Source organism: Olivibacter sitiensis DSM 17696 (assembly GCF_000427965.1).
Taxonomy (GTDB): domain Bacteria; phylum Bacteroidota; class Bacteroidia; order Sphingobacteriales; family Sphingobacteriaceae; genus Olivibacter; species Olivibacter sitiensis.
Genome location: NZ_ATZA01000108.1, coordinates 1 through 1,420 on the forward strand (window position 1 = coordinate 1; position 1,420 = coordinate 1,420).

Here is a 1,420-nt window from a genome sequence, read left to right on the forward strand (position 1 = left end):
AGTTCATTTATAAGCTCAATAGACGGTATTTCGGAGACAAACTGTTTGACAGAATGGTCATTGCAAATATAACAGGTGCGTAAACGGAGAATCAGAAAAAAAGTAAATAAACATTACATATTATAAAAAATAATCGTTTTTTTTTGTAAAAAGATTAATATAGCCCAAAATGGCTAATAAAGAGTAGTTTACAAGAACCGGAAGTGCTATCGGTAACGATTTAGTAATGGTGCTTACTGCACTCGCTTTCATCTGATTACCTTGTAAATCATTACTGCAAATTTAATAAAAAAAAGGATAATGTACGAGCGTACATTATCCTTTTTCGTTTTTTATAGACTGAATAATACAAAGTTGTTAAAAATAAATCTTTCCCAATATGGGGTCACTATGTGATAATGACTTCAATATTATTTCCAAGTTTTGGCAAATCAACAAAGATGTAATTCCGAAACAAGTGGTTATAACCTTTAATAAACTAAACTATGGAAATCGTGTTGAACAAAATTTTATCGGAAATCAGACATCAGGAAGATAAGCTATCTTCTCAAATGGTGCAAACTGTGGATGAGGCTTACCAAATGACCTTGTTCCTAAAAGAAATGCTGTTTACTATAAAGATGAAAGTCTTACAAACGGGATTTAGGGACGAACAGCAGGAAATCAATTTTTTCAAGAATATCAAACCGCAGATTTTAGGAAAACTTATTTACTACAATAAAGTTTTCCGTATTGAAAGTACCTGCCCTGTGAGTAATGGAAGAATACACCAGAGTTATTTTGAAAGTCAATTTAAAATCCTCAAAACTGAATACAAAGAAAGTATATCCAATGAGGATTTTTACAGGTATTACCGTGCGGGCAGAACTGACCGTGACCAAAGTTATTTCAGGCTCGGAAAAATCAATTATCACGACGGACTAAAGAGTAATGTATTTGAAATTGACCTTAGTTTTTCTACATATTTTGATAACAAAGTTGCCCATATTGTAGCCAATGAATTACTTTATACTTATTTGCTTACGAAAATAAATCCCGAAAAAAATCCTGATACTATCTTGGTTAATGGAGATACAACAAAAGACATTTCGTGGACTAATTCACAAAACGCCCTTATCGAATTGATTTACGCCCTGTATGCTTCAAATTCTATTGCATACGGAAAAATCGGTATCAGAAAATTAGCGTTGATTTTTCAAGTGCTTTTCCGAACGCCCTTGAACGATATACATCATTCGTTCCACCGAATGAAAACACGGGCAGGTTCCCGGACGGCATTTTTAGACCAACTCAAAATTTCCCTCGAAGAATATATGGATAAAGACCTTTGTACGTCTTCAAACTAAATTAGACACATTAGGATGAAACCTTAAGGAGACTTTCGAGTTATAAATTTATTAATTTTTGTTGATTATACAAT

General features: G+C 32.9%; 1 protein-coding gene. It reads left to right on the forward strand.

Annotated features, from left to right (window positions below):
* Positions 1-485: 485 nt before the first annotated feature.
* On the forward strand, positions 486-1,346 hold the full coding sequence (locus tag A37S_RS0122510; protein ID WP_028298882.1) for an RteC domain-containing protein: 861 nt from the start codon (positions 486-488) through the stop codon (positions 1,344-1,346).
* Positions 1,347-1,420 lie beyond the last annotated feature (74 nt).